Below are 25114 nucleotides of genomic sequence, written 5' to 3'. Positions count from 1 at the left end.
AGTTACTTTTTCAGGCCGGGGTTGCCGACTTCCTCGTAGTACCGCTGGGCACCGGGATGCAGCGGGATCGGCATGCCGGTCAGCGCGGTGTCGGCGCTGATCGATTTGGCAATGGCGTGATAGGTTGCCAGCTGGTCGGGGTGCTCGTTGAACAGCTTGGTCGCTTCATAGGCGATCTCTTCGGGAACATCCGCGCTGGCGGCCAGGGTCACGGCGACGCCGACGGTGGCGACGGCGTCGGGCTGGCCTTCATAGGCACCTGCCGCGATCTCGGTCGGGAAATAGAACGGATAGGCCTCGGTCAGCTTGGTGATGGCCTCGGCGTCATCCATGGCGATGAAGCGGATCGGATGCGCCGCGGCGTGCGAGGTAACCGCCGCCGCGCCGGTGGGCAGCAGCAGAAACGCCGCATCCAGTTGCCCGTCGCCAAGCGCGGTCATCTGCTGGCTGTGGCTCAGCGGATCCAACGTCAACTTGCCGGCCAGACCGTAGGCATCAAGGATCGTCCCGGCCATCAGCGCGGTGCCGCTGCCTGCGGGGCCGGGCGAAACGCGCTTGCCCTCAAGATCAGCCATGGTTTCGATGGCACTGTCCGCAGGCACGATCAGGTGCATCGCCTGATTGTAGGTCATCATGATCCCGACGACCTTGTCATAGCCGCCTTCGGCCTCGAACGCCTCTTTGCCGTAGTGGCCGTTATAGGCGGCATCGGCCATGATCAGCCCGAACTGGGCCGAGTTGGTGCCCAGCAGGCGGACATTCTCGCCCGAACCGCCGGTCGCGCCGCCGGTGAAATCATAGCCTTCGATGGTCTGGCTAAGCATTTCGGCCATACCGGTCGCCAGCGGAAAGAAGACGCCGCCGGTGCTTCCGCCTGCAACGCTCATCCGTTGCTGGGCGCCGGCGCCCTGCGCCATGAGTACGGTTGCAGCGACGGTTCCCGCCAGTCCAAGAGCCCGCAGCGGGCGTTTCAGCATATTCATTCTTTTAGTCCCTGTTGGTTAGAGTTGGTTGGGGGGGATGGGCTCCGCGATCATGTCGCGGTGGACCCGGCCGGACTCCGGAGGAGACGGAGGCGGCAAATGGTGAAGAAGACGGCGATGGCGGCGAGCCCCAGCACATCGCTCCAGAGGCTTTGCACGACCAGCAGGATCGAGATCGCCGCAGCGATCACCCGCAGGCCGGGCCCCAGCCGCACGAACAGCCATCCCTGGATCGCAACAACCAGCGCGATGATCCCAAGCGAGGCCGTGACAAGCACGCGAATCACCGAGAGCGCATTGGCGTCCACAAGCAACAGCTCGGGCCCGTAGACGAACATGAACGGGATCAGGAAAGCGGCCGAGCCGATGCGGAACGCCTCGACCGCGACGCGCGCGGGGGTGCCGCCCGACAGACCCGCAGCAACGAAGGCAGCAACGGCGACCGGCGGCGTGATGTTGGAAATCGTCCCGAAGTAAAAGACGAACATATGCGCCGACAGCGGCGCAACGCCCAGCTTCACCAGCGCGGGCACGGCCAGAACCGCAAGGATGATGTATGCGGCCGTCGCGGGAACGCCCATGCCCAATATGATCGACGAGATCATCGTCAGCACCAGCAGCAGCGCAAGGTTGCCACCCGCAAGGTCGATCATCAGCGACGACAGGCGCAGGCCCAGTCCGGTGAGCATCAGCACGCCTACGATGATCCCCGCCGCCGCGCAGGCAATCGCGATGGGCAGCATGGCCTGCGCCGCCGTGCGCAGCGCCTCGGGCACTAGCAGCAGACGCGCGCGCCCCCGCGACATGACCAGCCCCAGCACCACGGCGGCCCCGATCGACCAGAAGGCGGCATAGGCGGGCGAATAGCGTTCGACCAGGATCATCCAGATCAGCACCAGCAGCGGGATCGACCGCCAGCCCGATAGCACGATCTGGCGCGCCATCTCGCGGCGGTCGGCGACAAAGCCCACGCGGCCATCGCGCCGCGCCATGATGTCGACCTGACAGAAGACGGCGAGATAGTAGAGGATCGCAGGCATAATCGCCGCCAGCGCAACACTGGAATATTGGATGCCCAGCAACTCGGCCATCACGAAGGCCCCTGCCCCCATCAACGGCGGCAGGATCGTCCCCCCGGTCGAGGCGACAGCCTCGATCGCGCCGGCCTGAACCGGTGTAAAGCCGGCCTTTTTCATCAGCGGAATGGTAAAGGCGCCAGTGGTGGCGACATTGCCGGCAGCACTGCCCGAAACCGACCCCATCAGCGAACTGGCCAGCACGGCGACCTTGGCCGAACCGCCCACAGTGCGCCCGGCGATCAGGTTCGCGATGTCGATGAACCATTGGCCGCAACCGGTGACGGTGAGGAAGGCGCCGAAGATCACGAAGACACTGATCAACGTGGCCGAGACGCCGACGGCCGTGCCGAACACGCCATCCGTCGTCATAACGAGGTAGCTGGCAATGCGTTGAACCGGGAAGCCCTGATGCCCGAACGCACCCGGCAGCATGTAGCCATAAAAGCCGTAAAGGATGAAGGCCCCGCACAGCAGCGCCAGCGTAAGGCCCAGCAGCCGCCGTGCCAGTTCCAGTACCATCACGACAATCACGCTTGCCGCAATCACCTCGGGCCCAAGGAAGATGCCGAAACGCGCGGCCATCACGTCATAGCGCAGAACGATGAAGATGATGGCCCCCAGCGAGGCCGCGGCGCAGGCCAGATCGATGACGCGCCACCAGCCTTTTCCGATGGGGCTGACCAGAAAGCCAAGCACCAGAGCAAAGGCGACGTGCCATGCGTTCTGTTTGAAGCTGGGCATCAGGGCCAGCCCGTTCGACCAGAGTTGAAACAGCGAGAATCCGATCGCGACCAGCGCCACGATAGCGCCCATCAACCCGAGCCGGTCGCCAAGGCGCGCACCCGTCTGACCGAGGGGAGAGGCCGCGCTGTCCGTGTTGGAATCGGGTGTCATACTGGAGTCTCGCAGGTCTGAGCTATTTCCAGAATTCTGGTATACTGAAATACCAGCGTCAAGAATTTTTTACAAATTTCGCTATGGCGGCCAGGAAACGCCTGATTTGTTGTCATATCGGTGGGAAATCAGCGTCCTCATTCTTGGGCTTCGGGCCATAGGGCTTTCACTCCCGGCACCGCAAACACTCCAAGCCGCCTTTTGCTGCGGCTCACATGCAAGACAGGCTCTTGTCAAACCTGAGTGTGCTCCCTGCTCGAATTCGCACGCGCGCCCGCCGAACAGCAAGCAGCCCCAAGAATGTCACGGATGGATACCCGTGATGACGACAATGCCGAATGCCGTCCTCAGGCTTCGGTTCACTCCCGCCACGATGCTGGGCAAGGCGAAAAGCGGCCGGATTTTCAGGAAGGCGTCGCGTGGGGCTGTTCTTGTGGCTCCGCCAACCTCAACGAACTCAAACGGTTTCGAGGAATTGCCATGCGCGACGAGACGGATTACGGGCGTCACCGCGAAGATCACGATCGCAACGACCGCCGTGGCCGGGCCAAAGCCCAATAACGCGATCGGAGGCAGCAGGTAGATGTAGGGCGACCAAGTCTGAACATAGTCAAGCACCGGGTCCATAGTGCGGCAAAGGCGCGGGCGGTATCCGCGAGGACACCGGACAGAACCCTAAAATGACGGCCAGCATTACCAACCCGGCTTTCACCAGATGGATGCGCGAGATTCCGGCAACATACTTTTCGGCGGGGTTCATGACGACCTCTTCGGCGGTTCCGATCTGGATCATCGCACCGCTCTTCGTGATTCGCGATGCGATCGCCTAGTCGAGATCATGAGTGATGAACACGCCGGACTTACCAAATGATTTGGTCGGAGCTTTGACTTGTCCTGCAACTGGCCCCGGATCGGCGAACCATGGGCGGACAACGGTTTGTCCATGAGGACAATTCCGGGTTCGGATTAGGCGAGAACCAAGTAAACATCCAACAAAGCCTTGGCAGTAGTTCGCGCGAGCAGAAAATATCTTGAAGGGCATCGGCTTCGTCAGCAACGGTCTTTATCTCTTGTAATCAATGCGTTATCTAGCGCTAGTCCCGCGTGACCAAATTGGTGCTGTGGATAACTTTTTCACTACATCTAGATTCTTCTTGCCGGACTCAGATGTTCGTGGCATTTCCATCCTGACGGCAAAACGCGTCAGACGTGGCTTCGGCCGTCAGAACGACAAAGAGCCTTTAAAAAGGCCATGAGAGGCGGCAGAACATGGATGATCGAAATACGGGCTGCGCACAAGGCATAGGCTCTTCCGACATCGGAGCATTCGCAGACAGTCTTGCTGAGTCGCTTGACCGGCAGATGAAAGTTGCGTTCGAGCCAGAAGAACGTAAATCCTTGCGCCGCTTCAGCTCGACCGAGGTCGCCGAGTTGCTGCGCGTCAGTACGTCGAACCTGCGCAACCGCCACAAAGATGGCAGCTTCCCAGAAGTTCACACTGACGGTCGCGGTCATAGGTTCTACACGGCCGAAGAAGTTGACGACCTCCGCAACATTTTGGCGCGGACAGGCAAAAATGCTGACGCGTACAGACCTGGCCGCCGAGACGGCGACCGTCTTCAGGTCATTTCGGTCGTGAATTTCAAAGGCGGAAGCTCGAAGACAACAGCGACGATCCATTTGGCACACAGGTATGCCCTGCGTGGTTACCGCGTGCTTGTGCTTGACCTAGACCCACAAGCCAGTTTGACGACATTTTTCGGCTTCCGGCCTGAACTCGAATTTGCCGAAGGCGGCACGATCTACGACGCATTGAGATACGGTGATCAGGTTCCGCTCTCGGAGGTCATCCAGAAAACATACTTTCACAAGCTCGACATGGTCCCGGCTGGCTTGATGTTGTCCGAGTATGAAACCGAGACAGCGAACGCCCTTGCGCGCAGGGTTCAGCCGATTTTCGCGGAGCGACTTGCTCTGGCGTTAGAAGAAGTCGATTCCGACTACGACATGGTGCTGATCGATTGCCCTCCGCAGTTAGGCTTCCTAACATTGACAGCATTGGCAGCATCCACGGGCCTACTCGTGACGGTGGTCCCCGGCATGCTCGACATCGCTTCGATGAGCCAGTTCCTCAAACTCGCTTCGGAAACGATCAAAGCCGTCGAAGAGGCGATTGGACGACATGTCACGTGGGACTTCGTAAAGTTCCTGATCACACGCTACGAGCCGTCGGACGGACCACAAACGCAAATGGCCGGGTACCTGCGTTCAATCCTTGCTGGCCAAGTCATGACTGAACCGATGCTGAAGTCGACAGCCATTTCTGACGCCGGCATGACTCAGCAAACCATCTATGAGGTAGACCCGAGCCAGCTCATTCGGAAAACCATTGATCGGGCTTTAGCCAGCGTGAACAGCGTTGCCGATGAGCTGGAGCAGACAATCCAAATGGCATGGGGGCGTCGCTGATGGCTCGAAATATCTTCAACCAACCACCCAAAGACGAGAAAGAGTCGGAAGCCCCCTCCCCTGCCCCGGTCAAATCCACAAAGCTACCTGGGTCGGTTGGCGGATTGCGGGATTCTCTCCGGGAAATCACTGCCAACTCAATCCGGGACATCGAACCCGACCGGATCGATATGGATGGTCTCCGAGATCGCTTGATCCTGGATGATAGTAGCATTGAAGATCTCGCCGAAAGCATTCGCAAGCATGGTCAGCAAGTGCCGATCATGGTTCGCCCCTCGGACCAACCGAATCGATACCGCATCATCTACGGCCGTCGCAGACTTGCAGCCATTCGAAGAGTTGGTGGAACCGTCAAAGCGATTGTTCGAATCCTCGATGATGATGCTTCTCTGATCGCGCAAGGCCAGGAAAACAACCTACGGCTGGATCCGTCCTTCATTGAAAAATCCTTTTTTATCAGAGAGATGCAGGAGGCCGGTTACAAGCCTGGCGTCATTCAGGACGCCCTAGGCCTCACCCGGCAAGGTGTGTCGAACCATCGTGTAGTCATCGAGCAACTGCCTGACGAACTTGTCCAGCTTATCGGCCCGGCTCATGGCGTAGGTCGACGCCAATGGGGTGATCTTGCCGCACTTTCAGAGAAGGTTCCGCTTGTCGACATTGCGCGTGAGACACTTGCCTCTCTGCCTGACACCACTCCAAGCACGGACAAATTTCAAGCCGTCTATGTTGCTTGCTCCAGCAAGGCGCGTGGCGCAGCTAACCAAAGCGTCCGTGGCCAAACGACCGTGGTAAAGGACAATAGTGGTAGCCCTGTCGGCACACTTTCAGTCGATGGCAAGTCGATCGCTATCAAGATCACCCGCAAGGACAACCCGGAATTCGGCCAATGGCTCGAAGAGCGCGCGGCAACCATGCTGCGACAGCTTTTTGAACAATGGCAGAATGAGAGAGACTCGGGGAACTGATCCCCGGTCATAACCAAAAACACGAGCAGAGGAGAAAGGCGAAGACCAATAAGAAAAGAGCCCCCCAAGGTTTCCCCCGGAGAGCCCTCATCATCTGATTAGCACCTGTGATGTAGCAATCTCCGACATACCGGTCAAGAGTCACCGATTCGGTGGACGTCTTTTTGTTGCCTTTTCTCGCCAAAAACAGCGGGAAGGGCCGGGGAAGTTGTGGGCCGCAACGGTCGTCGTTCAACAAACATGGCATTCACAAAGCTTTCCGTTCAGACCTTTGGCGTCGGCAAGGGCACCCCCGCCACGTCAACACCTGAAACCGACATCTGGGCAGTCTTCCGCGCGCTCAGAGATACTCGCAGCCTGTTCGGTCTCCGGCCAGGACATGTTCAAACGCTCCAGGCAATGCTGAGCTTTCTCAAGCCTGGGCATGGAGACACGGTGTTTGCTTCCAACAACGAGATCTGCCGTCGAATTGGCGGGATCGATGAACGCACCCTCCGTAGGCACATCGACCGCTTTGTCGAACTCGGTTTCATGAAGCGCGACGACAGCCCGAACCGCAAAAGATACCGAGTGAGGTCGTCCGAAGGCCAAGCCATTAGCTACGGCTTGTCGCTGGCCCCCTTGCTCGCGCGTGCCGACGAACTCCTTGCAGCGGCTCAAGAGATGGAAAATGCTCGTCGGGATCGCGTATTCTTGCGTAAGCAAATCCTGACCAGACTTGCGCAGATCGACGAAGCTGACCCCGAGAACGAGCTCACCCATCAGCTGCGCCGCGTTCTTCGGAGGAAACTCTCGATCGAGGAGTATCGTGCTTTGCTCGATGAACTGGAAACTCAATGCACACATATGTCCACCCCGGTGGACGCACCGGAACCAATGGAACTGTCCGCCAATGTCGGGCAAACTGTCCGGCACCAATCTAAGTCTAAAAAAGAACAAAAAGATCTAGAAAGCGGAACCGACATTAAGACACTCCCCTTGCAAACACTCACGACCATTTGTGACCAAGCCACATCGTTCGCTACGCACTCACTCAAAAATTGGCACGATGTTGAAAGCCACGCCAGAACGCTCGCTCCTATGATGGGAATTCACGAAAGCACCTTCGAAAGCGCGGCTAAGAAAATTGGCTCACAGAAAGCATCGTGCGCCATCTTCATAATTCTCCAGATGAACAACCGTATCCGAGACTTTGGAGCGTACTTTCACAGCATCACCCTTGGTCGCAGAGCAATTGACTTCAATCCATCGCGCTTGTTGGAGAGACTATCTCGTTCTGGGGCAGCTGCTGCATGACGTCCACCGCGGTGGACACGTTTAGAGGTAGAGAAAGGCTGTGAAAGGGGTGACGGGAAGTGAGATCGGGAGAGTGGCTTCAGGCGCCCGTCGTGGAGAAGAACTGATGGCCAAATCTACCCAAAAAATCACCCTGTCCCCCTCCCTAGACATTCCCTTCGCCAAAATCGTGCTGAGCCAGTCCAACGTCCGGCGCATCAAGGGCGGCATTTCGGTCGAAGAACTGGCCGAAGACATCGCCCGCCGCGGGTCGGCGCAGAGCCTGAGCGTCCGGTCCGTTCTGGCGGACAATGATTCCGAGACCGGTAAATTCGAAATCCCCCGCCGGCGGTCGGCGCTTCCAGGCCCTGTCACTCCTGGTGAAGCAAAAACGCTTGGCCAAGACGACGCCCAATCCTTGCATCGTGCGGGATGCCAAGTCCACGAACCTGGGCGAAGGCGACTCGCTCGCTAAGAACATGCAACGCGCAACCCTGCACCCGCTCGCTCAGTTCCGTGCCTTCGTGGCGCTGCGGGAGAAGGGACAGGGCGACGAAGAGATCGCAGCCGCCTTCTTCGTCACGCCGCAGCTGGTCAAACAGCGCCTGAAACTCGCCGCCCTGTCCCCTACCCTGCTTGAGCTTTATGCCGAGGATGAAATGTCGCTGGAACAGCCGATGGACTTCACGGTCAATCCGGACCACGAGCGCCAGGTTCAGGTCTGGGAGGCGATCCGGTCATCGTGGAACAAGGAGCCCTATCAGATCCGGCGCATGCTGACCGAAACCTCTGTGCGCGCGTCTGCCCGTCGTGCCGTCTTTGTCGACGTAGAGGTTTGTGAGGCTGCTGGCGGCACCATGTTACATGACCTCTTTCAGGGCGATGATGGCGGCTGGCTGAAGCCGAAGCAATCGCGACCGAAGGTTGGAAATGGATCGAAGTCTCGCTCGACCTGCCTTTTGGCTACAGCCAGGGTTTTGGGGCGGCTTAATGGAAACCCGGCGCCAATGACAGATGACGAAGGCGCGGCCCATGCCAAGCTGTTTGCCAAGTACCGGACACTCAAGGAGGAATACGAGGGCCAGGATCAGTTCCCCGAAGAGATCGACGCGCGTCCTAGCTAGTTGGAAGTCGCGATGGGAAATCTCGTGGGCCGACCGCTGATTTTCGACGCGGAGGAGATCGCACGGGCAGGGGCTTTCGTGACACTTGACTGCTATGGCGAGTTAGCAGTTTATCGAGGTTTTGTCCCGCCCGAGGATGAGCCACCGGCAGAGGTCGACGTCCACAGCGGTGAACAGACAGCAGACGGGCAGGGCGCTGAGCTTTCAGCAACGAGCAACTCGGATGGTGTCGGCCACGGCACGGTGATCACCTCTGTTGGCCAAGCGCATGGTGTCAACGTGCCCGACTACGATAATGATGGTGCGTTGAAGCCCTTGCCTGAGCGGCTGGTCATAGAGTTGACGGCCCACCGTACACTCGCACTGCGCGAAGCGGTCGGGCGCTCCCCTGACGTCGCGTTGACGCTGCTGCTTCTGAAGCTTGTCAATGACACCTTCCGGACGTCCAGTTCGGCCGGCAGCTGCCTCGAGGCCTCGGTGCGTCACGTCTACATGTCGGCGCAGGCGAGCGATCTGAAGGACAACGTGGTGGCCAAGCTGGTGGACGATCGCCACGCCGAGTGGGAGGCCGATCTTCCTCTTGGCGAGGATGCCGCTCTCTGGGATTACCTGACCTCCCTCGATCAGGTGAGCCGACTGTCCCTGCTCGCGCATTGCCTCAGCTTCGTGATCAACGCGCTCCACGAGAAGGTTAACCCCTATGGTGCCGGTATATCTGCCAGCAGCTTGACCAAGCGGATGACCCAGTCCGCCTTGGTCGCACAAGCGGTCGAACTCGACATGGTCGAGGCGGGTTGGGAGCCGACGGCCGATACCTACTTGAACCGCGTACCCAAGGCCCGGATCCTCGCTACTGTGCGAGAGGCGAAAGGGGAGGGGACGGTGCAACTCCTCGGGCACCTGAAGAAGAGCGAGATGGCGACCGAAGCCGAGCGTCTGCTGAAAGGCTGTGGCTGGTTGCCGGAGGTTCTTCGCCGTCACGATCTGGCAGCACTCGACGGCGCAGAAGGGCAGGGGGGCCGCCACAGCTCACCTCCGCCGCGGAGCAGTCCGAAGATGTCGACGTTCCCGCCTTCCTCACCGCTGATCTGCCAAGCGGTGAGGCATCGATGCTGGTTCGGAAGACTACAACCCAGCAGCTTTGGTCAGATTCACCCGGAACCGGTCACGGCGGCGTTGGTAGCGGCGGGTCATCTCGGCCGAGGCGTGGCCTAGGTGCTTCTGGACGTAGCGTTCGTCGACGTCCGCCGAACTGGAGAGGCCGGCCCGCAGCGAATGGCCCGAGAACAGCGCCAGGCGTTCCTTTTCGGGCAGTTCGGATCGCACGCCGGCGTCCAGGACGGTGCGCTTGATCAGGCGGGCGACATGCTTGTCGTTCAGCCGCGTTTCGTAGGCGCGTTTGCCGTCGCGCGAGGTGCCGACGAAGACCGGACCGAAGTCGATCTTCGCAAAGTGCAGCCATTGCTCAAGCGCATGAACCGGGCAGGTCTGCTCCGACGATCCGCGCCCGACCTCCACCTCGCGCCAGCCGGTCATGGCATTGAGGGTCAGGAGGGCACCTTTTTCTATGATCTCGACCCAGCCGCCGGAATCCGGGGTATCGTCCTTGCCGCGATCGAGGCTGACGATTTCCGAGCGCCTGAGCCCGCCGGCGAAGCCCAGCAGCAGGATTGCACGATCCCGGAGCCCGCGCAGATCGTGGGGCAGGGTGGCGACCATGGCGAGGATGTCCTCGGGGAGAATGGCCTCTTTCTGGACCGGTGGTCGCCCATGCTGTCGTTTGATCCCGGCCAGCACCGTGGCGATGTGGCGATCCTTGCGATCGAGGGCAAGACCACGTTGGGCATAGTTCCAGGCGAGGCCGGAGAGGCGCCGGTCTATCGTCGAGACTGAGGGGGCAGGGGCGCCGTTCGTCGGGGCTGCGAGCTCAGTCAGGTAGAGGCCGATGAGCTCAGGGTTGGGACAAGGTGCCGAAAGCGGGTCCGCCCCATGGCGGCGGCACCAGCGCGCGAAGTGTTTCCAATCCGCGGCGTAGGCCTTGTTGGTGTTCTCGGCGGTCGAGGCTTTCGCGTAGTCGCGGGCGGTGTCGACCAGCCGGTCGAGGGTCCCGGAGCCTGCGAGGCCCCCGGCATGGGCGGGCAGCGCGATCGACGCGTGGTCTGGAGCGTCTATCTCGTCGTGCTCTTTGCCGGTCGACGTGTTTTGGGGCGCTGAGCTCGAAATCTCGGCCTCGCGGCCGCCGGTGCCCTCGATTTTGGTACCCTTATTTGTGAGACTGCCCATGTTCTGGAGCATATCATTGTTCTGTCCGATAATGCAAACTTATCGGACGTTTTTTAGAGTATTAGAATGGGGCGGTTTGAGCGCTATTATCGGGGAACAAGCGCCGCGTATGTGTACACTATGGGCTGATATTTGCCCGACCGGACCACTTCATCGACCTCGATACGTTACCCCGGATGACCGCTTGGGTCACCTCCGCACGCGCTGAAACCCTCAAAGATGTTGCGTTTTTGTCGGGTGTGGCGCTGAACCACCAGCACTTTGTGTTGGGACGCATGGATGTGACCCACGCTTGGTTTCGGCCCCCTTTGACGCTGAGAGCATCTGAGGCCGGTGTCGCATTATCGGGCTGACCAGGGAGGGCAGGGGAACCGCGCGTCTTGCACCATCTGATGGCCCCCGGCGACCTGCCTGGACCGGCGGTTGAAATCTACCTTGCCTGGTGGCGCGTGGTGGAACTGCCGGTGTCGTTCAAGGTTCTGGAGCTGGCCTTGCCGAACCTCGAGCCGAACCAGATTGCCACGTGACTCGATGCGGGAGAAGGGACACCGGTGGCCCGTGCCGCGACTGTGCTGTCGGAAACGTCCCTTATGGAGACCACGGCGCTGAGCCACCCCATCTGGAGACTGTTTCATCGCGTCCTTACCAGTCTGAACAGCTTTGCCGATGAGTTGGAGCAGGCGTGTGGGCGTCAAGCTGTTGACGCGTCATGGTTTTGTGCCAAAGAGCATCGTGACGGATGGATTTGCGTAATACGGCTCGCACAAGCGCGGCTGCACCGAGCTTTTAGCATTGCTCTCGCTAGAGCTTCAGGAACCGAAAACAGCCACCCGCTGTTCCAAAAACTGAAACGAACTATGCCGGGCTTCAGCTCCCTGCGTTCTCGTGGCGGATTGCAATGTTTCGTGTCGGTACCTTCCGCCAGCCGCAACAGCTTCTCCGTCTGCGCAAGACGTCGCAGTGCCATCGCCATCCGATACTATCGCCACGAGGCAGGATTGCAGCCAGTCTACTCTGAACTGTGAAAGACGCGCGCCATTTCGCTGCGATGCCGTCTTAGTTTGATAACCTCGGCGAAACAGCCCGACCAAGCCTGCGTCTGGCGGTGATTCAGCGTATGAGAACGGTAGCTGCCTCTGCGCCGATCCAAGGGGCAGAAGTGGGTTCGCGTCCGTTGGTCCGGGGGCGCTTATCGCTCGATCTGATCGCCGTCGCATTTCCAGCCCGTGTCGCCAAGGGCATACTGCACGGACCCGGCATTCGTGAACCTGCCATGCCGGGCGACCATGCGGGTGACGGTTACGCCCGTGCCTGCGCAATCGACGATCGCAAAATCATTGGGGTTGCCGCGCCGCCGGGTCGACAGGCCTGTGCCGCAATGCAATTGCAGCGTCATCTTCGCGCCCTTGCGCCTCACGAAAGGCTCGACCAGCCATTGATGCAGGTGCCCTGACATGATGACATGGGGTCCGACCTTGGCCCAGCTTTCCAAGGCATTCCCCGCCCCGACCATCAGTTTCTTTTCAACTTCTGGCGACTGATGGAACGGGTGATGGGCGACGATCACCACAAGCCGGTCGGGATCCGAGGAAATGATCCCGGAAATCCTGTCGACGTCGTGTTCCGACACCCTGCCCCGTTGGTGCGCGAACGGATCGGTCGTGTTCAAACCCACGATTCTGACCCTGTGAAATTCCACCTCCGGCTGAAGATCATCGCAGATCCACCGCCTGTAGCGCCGGAACGGATCGATCACGCGCAGGATCAGATTGTACAGCGGAATGTCGTGATTTCCGGGCACCCCCAACCACGGACGTCCAAGTCGCTCCATAAAGGCGGCCGCTTGACGGAATTGCGATCCACGCGCGCGCTGCACGAAATCTCCGGCCATAATGACAAGGTCCGGCGCCGCCTCTTCGATGGCAATGGCCAGCGGTTCCATCAGTTCTTGGTCGACGGTTCCGAAATGCAGATCACTGATCTGAACCAGTCGCGTCATGCCGCCGTATCCGTCCTGTCTGCGGCGGTCAGAACGCGCACGGCCAGCGCGTTCTTCATGATAGAGAATACGAACGGGCCTTCCAGGCGGCTGCGCTCACCATCCATCGCGACAAGCTGGCGACGTTTGCGCGTGGCGACGGTGGCCTGCGCTCCGGTCAGAAGAGTGAAATCTGTTTCTTTCTTCAAGCCGCGAAAGGCGATTTTCGCCGCTTTCCAGATCAGGCTCAGTCGTCCGCAATCGGGTGCAAGGTAGATCGCGAATTTCCCAGCCCGCACGGCGTCAGAGCCTTCAATTTCGAATTCATCAAGTTGGTAGGCGCTCATCGCGACGAATACGGTGGGGGTCCGGGTTTTCTGCGGAACGCCATCAACCTCGATCCGCATCGTCATGGGGCGATAGACCGTTGCCATCGCCACCGCAACCGACCAATAGGCCGCCAGTCGCGAACGGCCCCATCGCTGATAGATATCTTCGCGGACCTTGAGGATCGCCGGATACAGCCCCATGCTGGCATTGTTGATAAAAACCTCACCGTTCACGCAGCCCAGATCTATGGTTTCCGTTCCACCGCTGCAAATCGTGTCGATGGCACCCTGGATGTCCTCTGGAATCTCGAACCGTCGCGCGAAGTAATTGAAGGTGCCGAGCGGCAAAACCCCCATGTCAACGCCGCTGTTTGCCAAGGCTCCTGCCACGCCGCAAATCGTGCCATCTCCCCCGGCTGCAACGACACAGTCGACGCCGGTCTGGTTGATGGCCTTTTCAACTTCGCCGGCAATATCTGCTCCGCTCGACACTGCGGCAACCCGGGCTGTGCGCCCCCGGTCTCTGAACATCGACAGGATCTCATCGGCCGATGGTTTTGTTTCGTCCTTTCCTGAATCCAGGTTCAGGATGACGACAATGGATGGTGCCGCGCCGGAGCTATCCCGGTTTTCCATTCGACCTACCACGATTCAGCTGTGTTTCAGGGGATATAACCGCGCAGAGCGTGCTTGTGTTCCCTTTTCACAGTCGCGAGACACCTGCAGGCCCGGACCGTTTGCGTTCTATCGGGCATCATCCGGTTGCGTTGCGATGAAAATCCTTCGGGAACAGATGTCAGGCCCGCATCTGGGCATAGGGTACCGCCAAGTTGATCGAATTGTCCTTCTCGGCTAGCGCGGCACCTTGACCATTCTGACCTCACTGCCACGACTGAAGGGCTTCCGTTTTCCTCGCGAAATCATCACCTATGCGGTGTGGCGATATCATCGGTTTTGCTCTGCCCTGGTGCATGCCCCTGCGAAACACCGCACGGCAGCGGCGGCGATGTTGAAGACGGTCTTCGCCCAGGAAAGCAAGGGCGACGCCGAGAACCAGTGGGCCGTCGTGGCGGACGCCCTTCGGGAGAAACAGCCCAAGCTCGGCGCCCTGATGGACAACTCCCGCGACGATGTGTTGGCCTACATGTCGTTCCATCGAGAGCACTGGACCCACATCGCTTCGACCAACCCGCTGGAGCGGGTGAACCGAGAGGTAAAGCGACGTGCGGATATCATCGGGAACTTCCCGAACGACGCCGTCATCATCCGCCTCGTCGGCGCTCTGATGCTCGAAACCAACGATGAATGGGCAGTGGTGCGGCGATACATGAGCCTTGAAACCCTGGCCCGCGTCACCGACAATCCCACCGGCAGGTTGCCCGCCGTGGCATCCTGATCAGACCCGGACCTCTCCGAAGGTCGACGCTCCTACACCACGCGCGGGGGCACTATCGATCTTTCCAGGCTGGTTTTCCAATAGTTGACTGGTCAGCGCTCGAAACCGGCCCTGATGTCGGCCCAGACGGCCATCAACGGTGCAACAAACATTCTTGTGTACTCTATAAGGAAGTCTGCAGCAGTCAGTACCAGTTGCTATCGGGAAACTGATACGCAAGCGTTCTGCCGAGCGAATGAAACGGCCTGAGGCGCGAGTTTTGCAAAGGTTCGAAGAATTGGTTTATTATTCTCAGGGGGTGAGCCAGCCTTGGCAAATATTTCTTGATGTTGTCCTCGCTTTCGTCCTCTCCAAAAATGAGGTACCAAGATTGACTAACCTCTACAGCAGATAGCCGCACCTTGTAGTTCCCTCCATGGCGCAACATGAGTCTACGGGTGGCATAGGCGGATAGTGCGGTCTTGAACAACTTTTCGACATTCGGCTTAGGCCCGTTTCGTGTCCTTGCGGTCAACTCGATGAACTGGTTGAGATATCTCCAAAGGTCCCGAACCTCCCAGTCGAATGTCTGGTAATGGTATTCATATCCTTCGCGATTTTCTTTCTTCTCCGGGTGCTTTTGCCCCATGAGGATTGAGGTGTATTCAGCGGCTCGATACACAGTCCACGTCGGGCGGCCATTGTTCTCTAGCTTAGGAGACGTCAATAAATCCATGTGGCTGAATCCGGTACTGGACCTTCTATTCCCATATCTTTTTTCCCATATTGCAAATCGATTTAAAATCTTCTTTCTCTCGGCTTCCAGATTTTCCGTTTCCCTTGGATATTCGGATAACTTCCTCTTTGCGTTTCTATGGGCCAAGACATTGGCGCGGGGGCGCCCACCTTGGGGTCGAGGTTTGGGCTGGAACCTTTCCGGGGGCTCTGTCATCATTGTCTGAATCGAGATCCCTGTTCTCTTTGAAAGGATCGAGCCGAATCCAGCGACGTGTGCGTCGCTTAGCGCGGTTATGAACCTTTCTCTTTTCTGCTCAGCTCGGCTTAACTCTAGGACTCGTTCCACAGTGCGTACCTTCTTTTTCGTTTGGAAATTTGCTTGGGCTCGTTTCAATTTTGTGTCGGCGCGCACGACGATCGCTTGCTCACCGATACACGCTAAGGGCTCCTATGATCCCGAGTGTATACTTGAACTAGTCCTGAGACGGGGAATTTGGGTAAACAGTCCGTCGCAAAGATTTGGCTTACAGCCTTGGCTGAGGTGATCAAACGGAATATCTTTCCGGTGGGTCGCTTTCGATGCGCGCCCACTCGCGCTGTAGCGACAGCAGTGCGGAACTGGGTTGCACGCACGCTTGTCGATCTCCGGATTCACCTCTTTTTTGATCGGGCTCCTGAACCATCAAAGAAGGTACTTGTTCAGGGAAGCTGAACGTGATCCGACCAGAGTTCAGATTCCTGTCTGTTGAAGCGAGGCGTGACACCGCTGTTTGAAGGGCACTGTTGTCCTTCGCGGCACGGTTTGCTGTTGTTTCGCGAAGTGTGCTGTACTCCGCGTGACCCGCCGATGCGAATTCAAAAAGGCCTGGTACGAATATGTACGGAGCTTCGAGGTCAGTACTCCTGTCGATCGCCATAATCCTGACTGTAGCAGAGTTCGGGTCTATGCGTTCCTGGCGAGAAGCAGCTTCTCGAACTTCGTGTAGAAGGTTCTCCAAGCGAAGTTTTTCGGCATTGTGTACGTGATCTGCTTTAGCAATGGCCAAACTTCTTAACGAGCTTAGCTGTATAGCGCTCGTCGGAAAGAAAGTGTCGATCAAGTCCATGGCCGCTTCAGATCCGTTTTCACAATCATCCATGAATAATTGACCAATATCCAAATCGTGAACCACGTTCTGTTCAGCAATCCAGTCGGTGCGCACATTCTTGTTATATTTTAGAATTGCCTTAACGTCGCGAATTGCTGTTTCACCATCCTCTACCTTATCGATGACTTTTCCTACGTCCACTGTGTACTTGCGAGAATAGTCCAAAATGCGTTTGTAGGATCTCGCTCTCCATTCTGGATGGCCAGAGCCAAGAGAAAATCGTCGGGACATCGGATCAGACCTGCCGAAGGTTAAGAACCTTTGGACACTCTTGTTCTCTAGTGCCTGCGACAGATATTCAACCGATGACGAAACTTCTGCTCGGCTCAGTCCCGTATGTAGCAGCAAACCCTGCCTTGGGTCTTGCGAGAGTATCAGGATCTCCCAAGGCGAGACGCCTTTCGCGAGAAGTTTGACGACATCCCGGACGAGGCCATTCACCTCGTCTTTCAGCGTCGCGTATCGATGAACCAAGACGTTGCCTCCCGGATTCTCCGACCTGGGAACGGCACTCGCCACCTTGACCGCGTGATTTTCCTGCGAGAGGTTTTGAAGGAGTCTGGCAACAGATTGCGGACTGCGGTAGCAAACTTCCAGATGCCATTTCATGCAATTGGTAAACTTGGCGCACCACCGAATAGCGCCATCGGGGTTGGCTAGGGCCGGTACGGAAAACGGTGCTGGGTTCGAACATATCGTAACATCCATGTTCTTCGAGAGGTGGTTTATTACTCCCTGCTCCGCGCCGGTCAACTCTTCAAAGTTATCGACCAAGACGTGGCTGTATGCATAGCGATCAAAACGCTCACTGCATGCTCGCAAGTTTTGGAGCAGAAGCGCCGCTATCTCTCCTTGGAGCATCGCGCCGCTTTCAATGAGGGTGAGATGGAAATCGTGCTCGAACGAGCCCTTCGCTTCATTTGGAAAGCCGTATAGAACCGGCCGTTTCAGTGCGGCCACCTGAGTTTCATAGTCTTCGATGCGCTGGCGGACCTGATCCGTGGTGCCATGGTCAAGAGCAAGGTCGCTGATTATCGGCTCTAGCATGAACCGAGGGATTACCTTGCAGATAGTGGCCGAACTGACTGGGCTATCGTCGTCAACCTTGTTGCCGCGGTTGACGGATATGTGCTCGACCGCAAAGTCCCGAAACGGCATCGCATCGACGGCAGTTATGTTGCTGGCGCCGGATTTTTGAAGGAATCTCATGAGGGCCTGTGCTGCCCTGCAAGTGGGGGTCAGAACCAAAATGCGGCGCTCACGTGGCAGGTCTCGAAGTATCCGCGCAACTCGATGATGGAGTGCGAAGGTTTTTCCGGTGCCGGGTCCGCCGATGATGCAGATGTTGGGTGCTTCAGTTGCAATGATCTCTGCGAAGGGCTCATCGGTCTTTGGGCAAGGGGGCAACGTCATATCTACCTTATGGCGCCAAGGCGCCTGAACTCATACCAAACATAACAAAAGGTCTTCCCAGCGGTTGAGAGGAGGACAGGCGACCTCATGCCCGCGCTCGGGAAGTACTTGATAGATGTGGTGCGGAGGGCCGCGGGCTACAACCGTCCTGGCGGCAAAATTTCGAAAAAGTTCTGCTTTTAAATGGGTTCCGATCGGTCGTAGGCGCGGTGCTGCCTTGCTCGATCAGCTCCGGCAGTGTGCAGCGCCTGTAGCAGCGAGCGGAAGATCCTGCACGACATGTCAGTATCTTCCAGGACGTCGCGCCTAAAAAGGTCGTGAGGTGGCCGCGACAGGAATGTCTGGTTTAGTAAGCGGGATGATTTGCCATAGGATTGTGTGATCGAAGGAAGATTTGGCAAGAACCGACGCAGGCTGGTCTCTCAACGCTTACCGGGTTCTTGGGGCGAAGCGTCTAACGCAACGTAGGACTCAGAAAATCTCCCGAGGGATTGTCTGGTGGAGTCCCGCTGTCGCTGGAATCCGGAGGGTAGAACGTGGAAGGTGGGGTTCCGAACATTCCGCCTATCAAGCCCCCCTTTTCATAAATTTCTTTTTTCTTACTAAATCCTACAGTTAAGTAGGGTTTAGATTCTTTAAAGAAAAAAAATATAAAAAGGGGGGCTCGGAGTGTGCCGCGGTGTCTATATGTAGTGGTTTTCGAGGTAAATCATCAAAATGGTGTGTATATATAGTATTCAGGAACGCAATCTACTGCCCCTTAAACCCAAGGCGAACGCTCCGGATTGCGGTGCTCTCGGGCGAAATTTTACCAAATCCTTGGTATAACCGGACCGGTTTAGGGGACAGTAGATCGCGTTTTGAAGCCCATGTAACCTGCCGGGCTCAGCCAGCGTCTTGGCCTTTCATTGCCTCCAAACTCCTGACAAGTGTTTCCTGTTCGTTCTCGGCGTCTGCCACGATAGCTGCCAAGGATGTGCGGGCGGTTGCTGCAATGTCCGGGTCGATATCATCTCGCCAGACGATCCATGCGGGGTAGGGGAACCGCGGCGCATCGGCGACCACATGCAGGGTCCAGGCATCCAGCCGACGCTTGACGGCCCGCGCGGGCAGGTAGGCAGAAGCCCTGCGGTTAGCGACGTAATCGGCGGCCAATGCGCCTAGGCACATTACAAGGCCCGCATTTTTCAGACGGGGCAGGGCCAAGGCGTGCGCGTGGGTGAACTCGGGCCCCCAATCGACAAACACATATCCCGGTCAGGTTCGGGCGTGGCGTCGGGGTAGGACGCGGCCATGGTCAGTTCGTCTTCCAGTGCCTTTTCAGCAATCAGGTTCGGGCGCAGCTGCGGAGTGTATAAAAGCGGGGCTTGAACACCCCTTCAGTCAGAAATCGGGTCAGGCGATCAGCCATGCCCAGCTCAGTTCGGATCGACAGGTCGGGCATGTCGCGTTGCAGGGCATTGATCCAACGGAAGCCAAGCCTCGGCCACAGAGAGTATTGCGCACCGATGGTGATAACGCGGCTGCAGCTCTGCGGTATGGCGATCTGCTATAACCGCATCATCTCACGAAAGCGGGTGTGGGGCCGGTCACCGGAGCCGCGATGCCGCAAAAGGACCTGTTTACATGCGGCTGGAACATTCGAAAACGGAGCATGACATGATCAAAGTTCGGAACATCGTGAGCGTTGGGCTGATTGGCGCGGTAGTGGCCGTCTCGGTCTGCACGACGGACCAGGTGGCCCACAACACGAGCTCGACCGTTGGCTTCGTCACCAAGACAGCGGTCAATGGGACGGTGGGCGTTGGCAAGATGACTATGCGTGGCGTGCAAAAGGTTGCAGGCTTGGACTGAGGTTACAACTGACCCCGCGCATGCTCTTAGGGTCGGCTAAAGGACTGCTGCCTTGACCGTGTTCACCTGCAAGTTGGCATAGGGTGTTAGACCTGATCAACTACAAGGGTTGGGTAGGTATGAACAGCTCTTCACATTGTTCTTCCGAATGTTTTCAGCGGTCCTTGTGGTGCGGAGCCCTTTGCAGGTGGGGAATTCGGCGACCTTGCTAAGTTGCCACGCTATGGTTTTTCCGCCGGGAGGCGGGTGACCTCCTCTGCGCCGCGCTGCGCGGCCCGACCTGCCGCTTAGGACTCTACCAGTGCCGAGATTGTTGCCTACAGTTATCCATCGCGCGCAGGTTCATTAGGATCGCTGGAAAAGAGCGCGATCTTGTTGCCTTGTGGATCACGAACATACCCCACGTAGAAGTGGGGGCCATGCGAGGCACGGAAGCCAGGCTGCCCCTCGTTGGTTCCGCCCGCGGCTAACGCAGCGGCATGAAGCTCGCGGACCTGCTTCTGCGAACCCGCCTGGAACGCGACCATTACGCCGTTCCCAGCCGATGCACATTGCCCGTTGAAAGGGGATTTGACGTAGAAATCGGGCTGAACAAAGGAGTATTTTTTTTCAGCCGGCAAGATGTAACTCAGGTCTCCATGATACTTTTCCAGCCGGTAGCCAAGACTTGGCAGGAATGCTGAGTAGAAGCGTTCCGCCTTCACGATGTCATCTGCGCCAACGGTGACGTAGGCAATCATTTTGTGGTTTTCCTCTCAGACTCTCTGCGATGGGCCGTCGTTGAACGGGAGAGTAGCACCATCCGAAGCGGTCATTGCAACAAGCGCAGCGAAAGCTCACTCTGTCCGCATGGCCCACTTTCAGGACTAAAGTGCTGGTTGCTGGTGGCGTTGCTTTTTTTGGGCGGTTTAGCGGGAAACTTCTCAAACACCTTATCTCACAGCACATCCCACAACTCGGGCTGAAACCTGGTCTGAGCTGTCCAAAACATGTGAAATTCGGGATCGTGGTGAAGCCCGTCCGAATAGAAATCCTATCTAGTCTCCTCCTTGGCATCCAGAATATCTGCGGGAAGGCCGTATGAGGCTCAGACCTCAAGCGTCATGGTTTTGCTCGGATCGGAAGGCGTCAGTCGCTCGCGTGCCAGAAGTCCTGACAGTGTCGCGCACCGTCGCATTGCCCGTACCGCCCAGCGTCGACCGTAGGCGAAGCGTTGGACTCTGGATCGCGCTCGTTAGAGAGCTAGTGCTGCTCGCCTGAACGTTTGGGTCTAAGACAACTTTGGAGGCGAAACAGCGAGGACGATTGCTCAACGACTATCACAGCGCATCAGTGAAAAAACAAAGGGAATTCTGATGCCATCTGATAACTTCAACACAATGCTGAACGATGCGATCCAGCGGTCTGGCCTGTCCGACGGCGCGATCGCAGAGAAGGCTGGTTTTAAGGCGAGCAACGTTGTCAAGTTGATCCGCCAGGACGTGCTCAAACTGCCTCATGAGAAGCTGTTCCCCTTGATTAGAGTTCTTGACGTGGATGAGCCTATATTCATCAGCCGCTACGTAAGTGAGTATGCCAATGGAGAGTTCACGATCAGAGTGGATCCGGACAATCCCGAGGAACCAGAGGTCGCATTCGCGCTACGCATGGTCTTGTACTTGGCGGCGCTCAAGGGCGGCAATCTGTCTCCCGAAATCAAAAGCGCCTTGGGTGGCGTTCTGGATTTGGTCCGCACCGCTGTCAGGGCTCAGAGGTGACACGTTCTGCGGCGGGGCGCGGCGCCGTATGATATCGCCTTTATCAGCTGCAGCGAGGACGCCGTGGCTGGTGAACCCCTACGTAAACCACACCTATTCCATTGAAATTTTATAGAGTCTTGTAGGGTTTTTCGTGGAGCGTTGGTTCGGAGTGGGCGTTAAGTTGTTGTTATTATGTGATATTTTTGGTTTTGCCGTTTGATTGGAATTCGATCAGTGGTACTCGGTTGTTTTGGGGTGAGCCAACAATCTCCGAAGTCCTAGACAGGAGGTAAGAGCCAAGGTGGGCGTTCCCGCCGCAAACAGCTGGATTTTTTGCGGGTCCTTGGAGAGGCAGACAACCGGTTCTGTGACGAAACTCCCAGCCCATATCTCTTCGAAAGTAAGTATTGCCCGGCGCGGCTAATGTGGGATGTGTGGACGGCGCCTGGACGACCAATCGACAAGCATTAGCGAGCTTGTGCTCTGTCGTAGATACCATTTCCAATAGGGCTTTGCCGTTTCATGTAGCTGTCCGGAAGTTGTGCCTATTAACCTGCAGCAAGGACCGCTTGCCGTGACATCCGTCCCCTTGCCTGTGTAGAACTGACTGCATCGCGGAGAGACTAGGGCTTAGGTCTGTAGCCGTTTCACATAGAAAAATTCTTCGTTTGTCAGTTGGTACCATCCAACCTTTTATGGGCAAATCTATGGACTTAATCTGTCCGACTGCGATTACGAAATTCTCGGAACACGCCTGCATTGAAGCCGTTGTGATCGTAGAGGCAGCGAGTCTAGTGGCCTTGGAAGTTAACCTATGTTAGTGGCCGAGCGGTGAGCGGTGCTCTTAGAGGGGGAGGAATAATATCATGACAGAGGAAGCCTTCCCCTACACGCGGCGGTTCTTGCAGGGCCGTTCGAGAGATGCCCTTTCGGATCGTGAGAAAGGACTGCTGGAAGGTCTGGTCGATAAGGTTGAGCGATTCACCGCGCCGCACACAATCCTGAACCGAGGCGACGTTGTCGATCAGAGCACGATCCTTATCGAAGGCACAGTGGCCCGCGTGATCCACGAAGACGGTAAACGCCACATCGTTGCGTTGCACGTGCCGGGCGATTTCGTGGATTTGCACGGTTTTGCTTTGAAGCGCCTTGATCACGATGTCGTGTCAATCGGCTCTGTGCAAATCGGTTTTGCGCCGCATGATCGCATCCAGAAGATATTGGAGACCGAACCGACCCTCGCACGGATGCTATGGTATTCGACACTGCTGGATGCCGCGATGCATCGTGAGTGGATCATGAAGCTGGAACGCCTCAGTGCCGACGGCCGCCTAGCTCATTTGGTTGCGGAACTGTGGCAGCGGCTCGATTTCGTCGATCTGGCGGGCGAGAACGGTTTTTCGTTGCCGTTGACGCAACAAGAGCTGGCGGACGCCTGCGGCACGACCAGCATCCATATGAACCGGGTCGTCAAGAAACTGCGTGAAACCGGTGTGGTCGATATCTCGCGCGGTCAGGTGACGGTCCTTGACAAGACGCTGCTGAAAGAGCTGGGCGCGTTCGATCCGGCCTACCTTTATGGCCGGGGGCCGCTCAAGCTCACCTGATCGGTTGACTCTGGAGCATGAAAGTTAACATTGGGGCAGAGGCCGAAGTCGTTCTTCGGACGCCTGACAACCCTCGATTAAACTGGATTATGCCCCGATGTCCTCTATCAGTTCCGACTTGGAAAACGCGTTCGGCTTTGCTGGCATCGGGCGGTGGGAATATTCCGTGGATGGTGGAACGCTCCGGCTGGACGATGTCTGCCGAGAGCTCTTTGAGCTGTCCGAAGACGATGCACTGTCACGCGATATTGTCGTCGAGCGTATAGATGAGAGCGAAAGAGAGCGCGTGTTCGGTGCGCTCGACTGTCTTTCTGCCGAAGGGGATGAATACGACGAGACATTCAAGCTGGTCTTGCCGTCGGGTCGTGGACGGTGGCTGCGTGGCGTAGCGAAGTTCCGTTCGCAGCCCGACGGCGACAAGGTCATTGGCGTGAGCTTCGACGTCACCTCGGAGCAAGAACTGCTGGCTGAGCGTGAGCTGCACCTCGCCGAGATGAACCACCGGATCAAGAACCTTTTCGCGTTGGTCGCGGCGATGATTTCCAGTGCATCCCGCGAGAGTTCGGACAAAGATGAACTGGTTGCGAACCTGCGCGATCGGGTGACAGCTTTGGACCGTGCCCATTCGCTCATGGTGAAGACCGACGCGTCCCGTCCGATCCCACTGGGCGCGCTGCTGAACGAAGTCCTCGCTCCGGCGCGGAGCCGCCAGACCATCGTGATGTCAGGCGCCGAGGTTCTCATTCCCGCGAAGGCCATCACGTCCCTCGTTCTTATTTTCCACGAGTGGGTGACGAACTCTGCTAAATATGGCGCACTGCGACATACCGACGGAACGATGAGTGTCGAGTGGTCTCCCTATGAGGGCGGCGTGGAAATTCATTGGCGCGAACTGGTCCCGGACTACGACGTCGATGCAGAAAAAGGGTTCGGGTCTCGCCTCATTCAGGCGTCTGCCATGCAGTTGAGGGCTGAAAAGGTGCGGCGTTTCGAGAATGGGTGGCTGCATATTGATATGCGTCTTCCTCTTGACGACTATTGACCGGATAGGGTGTGCACCACGTGTTCCCGTATCGACCTGAGTGGGTGGCGCACAATTGGAGACCAAGGCTTCACTTGGCCACCTGGTCCGTATCCCCAGCAGGTAAGCTCATCACTTAGCCCTGACGGGTGCGCGTAATCCTCGTTGCCGGCTCGGAGCTCAGCAACATAGCTGTCAGATGTCGCTTCTAAGCCCATGAACCGGTGAATACCTGCAACCGTGCGATCGGGATTACTGCACAAGTCTTCGTATCGAATTACACAGATGGCATGCAGATAGGGCAGGTCGCCATACATCTGCTGGTGGGCGGCGATCCAATGAGCGGTCAGTGCCGTTGGTGCCTCGTCTACCCATTTGGCCACCGCTGCTGCCACGAGTTCCGGGTGACGCATGATGACGAGGAACTGCGACATTGGAAAAAGCTGCTGGTATAGTCTCATCCGCGTCAGGTTGACGGGCGACTTCTCGACCCGCCAAGGTGTGGATGGGTCGAACCACTTGGACCAATCGGCCTCAATCCGCTCACGAACCTCCAATGTATCGTAGCTGCATCCTTCAACATGATGCTGATCCCGATCCGTCGCAAAGTGCATCGGGCGGCCGTGCAAGGCTGTGTGGGGTATCGCACCTTGCAGATAGCACCCCTCGTTCTCAGGTGCCGGCGAGCCGGAAACCGAAGAGATATCAGGATGTTTTCCGACAAGGCGCGCCAAGAGGCTGGTGCCGGACCGATGAAGGCCGCCGATGAAAAGGTATCGTCTCATGGTGGAAGTCCTGTGGCGGGGGGCATGAAAATCAACACTGCATTAGTATAAT

The 25114-nt window shown here is 57.6% G+C and carries 21 protein-coding genes and 3 pseudogenes; 13 read left to right on the top strand and 11 right to left on the bottom strand.

Features of this window, described 5'->3' with window-relative positions:
* Nucleotides 1-2: 2 nt before the first annotated feature.
* The 3 genes from FGK64_RS21525 to FGK64_RS22390 form a co-directional block, all read right to left on the bottom strand.
* Nucleotides 3-983: a TAXI family TRAP transporter solute-binding subunit gene (locus FGK64_RS21525; protein WP_138865924.1), complete on the bottom strand. Its 981-nt coding sequence runs from the start codon at nucleotides 981-983 to the stop codon at nucleotides 3-5.
* A 50-nt stretch (nucleotides 984-1033) separates the two neighbouring features.
* Nucleotides 1034-2956, bottom strand: coding sequence for a TRAP transporter permease (locus FGK64_RS21520; RefSeq protein WP_138865923.1), 1923 nt, complete (start codon nucleotides 2954-2956; stop codon nucleotides 1034-1036).
* A gap of 303 nt (nucleotides 2957-3259) precedes the next feature.
* Entirely contained in the window at nucleotides 3260-3574 is a 315-nt protein-coding gene (locus tag FGK64_RS22390) for an ABC transporter permease (protein ID WP_210236614.1), read from the bottom strand.
* Nucleotides 3575-3636: 62 nt separating this feature from the next.
* Here FGK64_RS22390 and FGK64_RS22265 point away from each other — a divergent pair, with 62 nt between their 5' ends.
* The 5 genes and pseudogenes from FGK64_RS22265 to FGK64_RS22850 form a co-directional block, all read left to right on the top strand.
* Nucleotides 3637-3786 carry a hypothetical protein gene (locus FGK64_RS22265; RefSeq protein WP_171054187.1) on the top strand — a complete coding sequence of 50 codons (150 nt, stop codon included), beginning with the start codon at nucleotides 3637-3639 and terminating at the stop codon, nucleotides 3784-3786.
* Nucleotides 3787-4225: 439 nt separating this feature from the next.
* Nucleotides 4226-5425: a plasmid partitioning protein RepA gene (gene repA, locus FGK64_RS21510; protein WP_138865921.1), complete on the top strand. Its 1200-nt coding sequence runs from the start codon at nucleotides 4226-4228 to the stop codon at nucleotides 5423-5425.
* Nucleotides 5425-6393, top strand: coding sequence for a plasmid partitioning protein RepB (repB, locus tag FGK64_RS21505; RefSeq protein WP_246057897.1), 969 nt, complete (start codon nucleotides 5425-5427; stop codon nucleotides 6391-6393). The genes repA and repB overlap by 1 nt, the downstream gene beginning before the upstream one ends.
* A 240-nt stretch (nucleotides 6394-6633) precedes the next feature.
* On the top strand, nucleotides 6634-7689 hold the full coding sequence (gene repC / locus FGK64_RS21500; protein ID WP_138865919.1) for a plasmid replication protein RepC: 1056 nt from the start codon (nucleotides 6634-6636) through the stop codon (nucleotides 7687-7689).
* A gap of 106 nt (nucleotides 7690-7795) precedes the next feature.
* Nucleotides 7796-9907, top strand: a pseudogene (locus tag FGK64_RS22850) (ParB/RepB/Spo0J family partition protein); the annotation flags it as partial.
* 10 nt (nucleotides 9908-9917) lie between these two features.
* Here the strand turns inward: FGK64_RS22850 and FGK64_RS21490 are convergent.
* Nucleotides 9918-11075, bottom strand: coding sequence for a tyrosine-type recombinase/integrase (locus FGK64_RS21490; protein ID WP_138865966.1), 1158 nt, complete (start codon nucleotides 11073-11075; stop codon nucleotides 9918-9920).
* Nucleotides 11076-11200: 125 nt separating this feature from the next.
* Between FGK64_RS21490 and FGK64_RS22650 the strand changes: the two genes are divergently transcribed.
* Nucleotides 11201-11428 carry a DUF1403 family protein gene (locus FGK64_RS22650; protein WP_342773977.1) on the top strand — a complete coding sequence of 76 codons (228 nt, stop codon included), beginning with the start codon at nucleotides 11201-11203 and terminating at the stop codon, nucleotides 11426-11428.
* 27 nt (nucleotides 11429-11455) lie between these two features.
* Entirely contained in the window at nucleotides 11456-11602 is a 147-nt protein-coding gene (locus FGK64_RS22260; RefSeq protein ID WP_171054186.1) for a hypothetical protein, read from the top strand.
* Nucleotides 11603-12264: 662 nt separating this feature from the next.
* On the opposite strand, the gene FGK64_RS21480 is transcribed toward FGK64_RS22260, so the two are convergent.
* Both FGK64_RS21480 and FGK64_RS21475 read right to left on the bottom strand, forming a co-directional pair.
* Nucleotides 12265-13074, bottom strand: coding sequence for a metallophosphoesterase family protein (locus tag FGK64_RS21480; protein WP_138865918.1), 810 nt, complete (start codon nucleotides 13072-13074; stop codon nucleotides 12265-12267).
* Nucleotides 13071-14018, bottom strand: coding sequence for a diacylglycerol/lipid kinase family protein (locus FGK64_RS21475; protein ID WP_138865917.1), 948 nt, complete (start codon nucleotides 14016-14018; stop codon nucleotides 13071-13073). The genes FGK64_RS21480 and FGK64_RS21475 overlap by 4 nt, the downstream gene beginning before the upstream one ends.
* 229 nt (nucleotides 14019-14247) lie before the next feature.
* On the opposite strand from FGK64_RS21475, the pseudogene FGK64_RS22385 reads away from it, so the two are divergent.
* Nucleotides 14248-14337, top strand: a pseudogene (locus tag FGK64_RS22385) (IS6 family transposase); the annotation flags it as partial.
* Nucleotides 14323-14778 (top strand): annotated as a pseudogene (locus FGK64_RS21470) (transposase); the annotation flags it as partial. The pseudogenes FGK64_RS22385 and FGK64_RS21470, both read left to right, overlap by 15 nt.
* A 184-nt stretch (nucleotides 14779-14962) precedes the next feature.
* Here the strand turns inward: FGK64_RS21470 and FGK64_RS21465 are convergent.
* From FGK64_RS21465 to FGK64_RS21455, 3 genes are all read right to left on the bottom strand, one after another.
* Complete coding sequence (locus FGK64_RS21465; protein WP_138865916.1) at nucleotides 14963-15493, bottom strand: hypothetical protein; 531 nt, start codon at nucleotides 15491-15493, stop codon at nucleotides 14963-14965.
* A gap of 547 nt (nucleotides 15494-16040) precedes the next feature.
* Nucleotides 16041-18056: an AAA family ATPase gene (locus FGK64_RS21460; RefSeq protein ID WP_138865915.1), complete on the bottom strand. Its 2016-nt coding sequence runs from the start codon at nucleotides 18054-18056 to the stop codon at nucleotides 16041-16043.
* An 885-nt stretch (nucleotides 18057-18941) separates the two neighbouring features.
* Complete coding sequence (locus FGK64_RS21455) at nucleotides 18942-19211, bottom strand: hypothetical protein (RefSeq protein ID WP_138865914.1); 270 nt, start codon at nucleotides 19209-19211, stop codon at nucleotides 18942-18944.
* A gap of 504 nt (nucleotides 19212-19715) precedes the next feature.
* On the opposite strand from FGK64_RS21455, the gene FGK64_RS21450 reads away from it, so the two are divergent.
* Nucleotides 19716-19910, top strand: a complete 195-nt coding sequence (locus FGK64_RS21450; RefSeq protein ID WP_138865913.1) for a hypothetical protein — start codon at nucleotides 19716-19718, stop codon at nucleotides 19908-19910.
* Nucleotides 19911-20233: 323 nt separating this feature from the next.
* Here the strand turns inward: FGK64_RS21450 and FGK64_RS21445 are convergent, their stop codons facing one another.
* A complete protein-coding gene (locus FGK64_RS21445) occupies nucleotides 20234-20650 on the bottom strand; it encodes a VOC family protein (protein WP_138865912.1) in 417 nt (138 codons plus the stop codon).
* Nucleotides 20651-21265: 615 nt separating this feature from the next.
* On the opposite strand from FGK64_RS21445, the gene FGK64_RS21440 reads away from it, so the two are divergent.
* The 3 genes from FGK64_RS21440 (at nucleotide 21266) to FGK64_RS21430 (ending at nucleotide 24298) form a co-directional block, all read left to right on the top strand.
* A complete protein-coding gene (locus FGK64_RS21440; protein WP_138865911.1) occupies nucleotides 21266-21667 on the top strand; it encodes a hypothetical protein in 402 nt (133 codons plus the stop codon).
* A gap of 848 nt (nucleotides 21668-22515) precedes the next feature.
* Entirely contained in the window at nucleotides 22516-23256 is a 741-nt protein-coding gene (locus tag FGK64_RS21435) for a Crp/Fnr family transcriptional regulator (RefSeq protein WP_138865910.1), read from the top strand.
* A 97-nt stretch (nucleotides 23257-23353) separates the two neighbouring features.
* A complete protein-coding gene (locus tag FGK64_RS21430) occupies nucleotides 23354-24298 on the top strand; it encodes a sensor histidine kinase (protein ID WP_138865909.1) in 945 nt (314 codons plus the stop codon).
* Here FGK64_RS21430 and FGK64_RS21425 read toward each other — a convergent pair.
* Nucleotides 24292-25062 (bottom strand): sulfotransferase family protein, encoded by a 771-nt coding sequence (locus FGK64_RS21425; RefSeq protein ID WP_138865908.1) that lies wholly within the window; start codon nucleotides 25060-25062, stop codon nucleotides 24292-24294. The two genes, FGK64_RS21430 and FGK64_RS21425, sit on opposite strands and share 7 nt — an antisense overlap.
* Between the last annotated feature and the right edge of the window lie 52 nt (nucleotides 25063-25114).

The organism is Arenibacterium halophilum (assembly GCF_005938225.1).
GTDB lineage: Bacteria > Pseudomonadota > Alphaproteobacteria > Rhodobacterales > Rhodobacteraceae > Arenibacterium > Arenibacterium halophilum.
Note: the sequence above shows the minus strand (reverse complement) of the source record. Positions and strands in the feature narration are given on the sequence as shown.

Coding starts and splice junctions, on each gene's coding strand:
- FGK64_RS21480 (WP_138865918.1), bottom strand. CDS start 13,074: ATGACGCGACTGGTTCAGATCAGTGATCTGCATTTCGGAACCGTCGAC.
- FGK64_RS21475 (WP_138865917.1), bottom strand. CDS start 14,018: ATGGAAAACCGGGATAGCTCCGGCGCGGCACCATCCATTGTCGTCATC.
- FGK64_RS22265 (WP_171054187.1), top strand. CDS start 3,637: ATGACGGCCAGCATTACCAACCCGGCTTTCACCAGATGGATGCGCGAG.
- repC (WP_138865919.1), top strand. CDS start 6,634: ATGGCATTCACAAAGCTTTCCGTTCAGACCTTTGGCGTCGGCAAGGGC.
- FGK64_RS21525 (WP_138865924.1), bottom strand. CDS start 983: ATGAATATGCTGAAACGCCCGCTGCGGGCTCTTGGACTGGCGGGAACC.
- FGK64_RS21460 (WP_138865915.1), bottom strand. CDS start 18,056: ATGACGTTGCCCCCTTGCCCAAAGACCGATGAGCCCTTCGCAGAGATC.
- FGK64_RS21425 (WP_138865908.1), bottom strand. CDS start 25,062: ATGAGACGATACCTTTTCATCGGCGGCCTTCATCGGTCCGGCACCAGC.
- FGK64_RS21430 (WP_138865909.1), top strand. CDS start 23,354: ATGTCCTCTATCAGTTCCGACTTGGAAAACGCGTTCGGCTTTGCTGGC.
- FGK64_RS21520 (WP_138865923.1), bottom strand. CDS start 2,956: ATGACACCCGATTCCAACACGGACAGCGCGGCCTCTCCCCTCGGTCAG.
- FGK64_RS21435 (WP_138865910.1), top strand. CDS start 22,516: ATGACAGAGGAAGCCTTCCCCTACACGCGGCGGTTCTTGCAGGGCCGT.
- FGK64_RS21445 (WP_138865912.1), bottom strand. CDS start 20,650: ATGATTGCCTACGTCACCGTTGGCGCAGATGACATCGTGAAGGCGGAA.
- FGK64_RS21490 (WP_138865966.1), bottom strand. CDS start 11,075: ATGGGCAGTCTCACAAATAAGGGTACCAAAATCGAGGGCACCGGCGGC.
- FGK64_RS21450 (WP_138865913.1), top strand. CDS start 19,716: ATGATCAAAGTTCGGAACATCGTGAGCGTTGGGCTGATTGGCGCGGTA.
- repB (WP_246057897.1), top strand. CDS start 5,425: ATGGCTCGAAATATCTTCAACCAACCACCCAAAGACGAGAAAGAGTCG.
- repA (WP_138865921.1), top strand. CDS start 4,226: ATGGATGATCGAAATACGGGCTGCGCACAAGGCATAGGCTCTTCCGAC.
- FGK64_RS21440 (WP_138865911.1), top strand. CDS start 21,266: ATGCCATCTGATAACTTCAACACAATGCTGAACGATGCGATCCAGCGG.
- FGK64_RS21465 (WP_138865916.1), bottom strand. CDS start 15,493: ATGGATTTATTGACGTCTCCTAAGCTAGAGAACAATGGCCGCCCGACG.